At 74.0% G+C, this 2,140-nt stretch carries 2 protein-coding genes; both read right to left on the reverse strand.

Annotated features, from left to right (window positions below; all coding sequences use genetic code 11):
- Nucleotides 1-62: 62 nt before the first annotated feature.
- Nucleotides 63-818 carry a dienelactone hydrolase family protein gene (locus tag ACFW2E_RS45665; RefSeq protein WP_384477757.1) on the reverse strand — a complete coding sequence of 252 codons (756 nt, stop codon included), beginning with the start codon at nt 816-818 and terminating at the stop codon, nt 63-65.
- A 124-nt stretch (nt 819-942) separates the two neighbouring features.
- Nucleotides 943-1,563 carry an L-threonylcarbamoyladenylate synthase gene (locus tag ACFW2E_RS45670; RefSeq protein WP_384477754.1) on the reverse strand — a complete coding sequence of 207 codons (621 nt, stop codon included), beginning with the start codon at nt 1,561-1,563 and terminating at the stop codon, nt 943-945.
- Nucleotides 1,564-2,140 lie beyond the last annotated feature (577 nt).

Genomic DNA, 2,140 nt, shown 5'->3' on the forward strand with positions numbered 1-2,140 from the left:
AGGGGCCGGCCGGGGGGGGGGGGGGCGGCGGGCCGGCCGCCCCCCCCCCCCCCCGGCCCGGATCAGAAGGTGCGGTCCAGCAGGCCGAGCAGGGCCGACCAGTGCCGCTCGTCGGCCTCGCGGTCGTACGCCGGGGTGTCGGCCTGGGTGTACCCGTGGTGGGCTCCCGGGTAGACCTCGCAGCGGTGCCGTACACCGGCCGCCGTGAGCGTGTCCTCGAGGAGCTTGATCTGGTCCTCCGGCATGGACGGGTCCTGGTCGGCGTGGCCGAAGTACAGCTCGGCGGTCACCTGCCCCGCCACCAGGTGCGGGCTGTCCGGGCTGTCGGTGGCCATCCGCCCGCCGTGGAACCCGGCCGCCGCCGCGACCCGGTCCGGGTGGGTTCCGGCGGTCAGCAGGGCCAGCCGGGCGCCCATGCAGTAGCCGGTCACCGCGACCGGACCGTCGGCGACCAGCGGGCTGTCGGCCAGCCAGCGCAGATAGGCGCCGGCGTCCCGCATGGCCGACTCCGGCGTCAACGACTGCATGATCGGGCCGATCCGCTCCCAGATCGTCGGGTCGGCGGCGGGGTCGATGAACTCGGGCAGGTCGAGGACGGGAGCCCGGCCGTGACGGTAGAACACGTTCGGCACGAGAACCGTGTAACCGGCCGCGGCGAGCCGGTCGGCCATCGACCGCAGCTGCGGGCGCAGTCCGTAGGCGTCCTGGTAGAACAGCACGGCCGGACGGGGGCGTGCGTCGGCGGGGTGGGCCAGGTAGGCGTCTGCGATGCCGTCCTCGGTCGGGATGTCCAAGGCGGTTCCCTGTACGGCGGTCATGGCGTCGGTGCTCCCTGAGGAATCGTCGTCGGAGGCGGGCGCCCCGCGACGCTGCGTGTACGCGGTCATGCTTTCACGCAAGATCGACACCCCCGCGCCCGGCCCTCCGGACCCCGCCCGGCCGTCACTCGAAGCGCGTCGTGTCGCCCGCCCCCCGCCGTACGATCTCCGCCTCGCCGCCCGAGAAGTCGATGACCGTGGTCGGTTCGGTGCCGCAGTCGCCCGAGTCGACCACCGCGTCCACCGAGTGGTCGAGGCGGTCCTTGATCTCCCAGCCCTGGGTCATCGGCTCCTCCTCGTCGGGCAGGAGCAGCGTGCTGGACAGCAGGGGTTCGCCGAGTTCGGCCAGCAGCGCCTGGGTGACCACGTGGTCGGGGATCCGCACACCGACGGTCTTCTTCTTCGGGTGCAGCAGCATGCGCGGCACTTCCCGGGTCGCCGGGAGGATGAACGTGTAGCTGCCGGGGGTCGACGCCTTGACGGCCCGGAACACGTCGTTGTCCACGTGCACGAACTGGCCGAGCTGCGCGAAGTCCCGGCACATCAGGGTGAAGTGGTGCCGGTTGTCCAGCCGCCGGATCGAGCGGATCCGGTCGATGCCGTCACGGCTGCCGAGCTGACACCCCAGCGCGTAGCAGGAGTCGGTCGGGTATGCGATGAGCGCCCCCGAGCGTACGGCGTCGGCGATCTGGGCGATGCTGCGTGGTTGCGGGTTGTCGGGGTGCACGTCGAAGTACTTCGCCATTGGCCGAGCTTATGCCGTCGGCCGGGATCCGGTGTGCAGGCAGCGCGAAGGTCGCAGCGGCGCCGCGTACGGACCCGGCCGTCGCCGGGTCCCCTCCGCCCTGGCCGGGAAGCCCGAGGCTGCCGGGCCCACGGTGGCCAGGGGCATCGCCCCGGCCTCCGGCACCATGCCCGGTGCACCACGGGCCCCCGCCGCCGAGGGCGGCGACCGGGCGTTCATGAACGGTCTCCCTGTCGCGGCGGCGGTGCCGGGTGGAACGTCTCTGTCGGGTGCGTGGCTTGACGGGGCGGGGTCTGGCGGGGATCTGACGGGACGGCCGGGGGTGGGATGCGGTGGCGGGTGGTCGCGTGCCGGTGCGCTGCCCGGGTGCTGCGGGGCAGCGGTCGCCGGGGCAGTGGGCGGGAGCGGCAGGGGACGGACGGAGGGAGGTGTCGTGCGGCCGGCGAGGTCGCGGAGGGCCGGGTTCCCCGGGCGGAGGGTGATCGTGGCCCGTCTTCCGGCTCCCGGGTTGGGCCGGCCGTTACGGGGCACCCGGTTCCGGAGCCGCCCGGGGACTTCCCCCGGCCCCGGGCAAGGC

Source organism: Streptomyces sp. NPDC058964 (assembly GCF_042741275.1).
GTDB lineage: Bacteria > Actinomycetota > Actinomycetes > Streptomycetales > Streptomycetaceae > Streptomyces.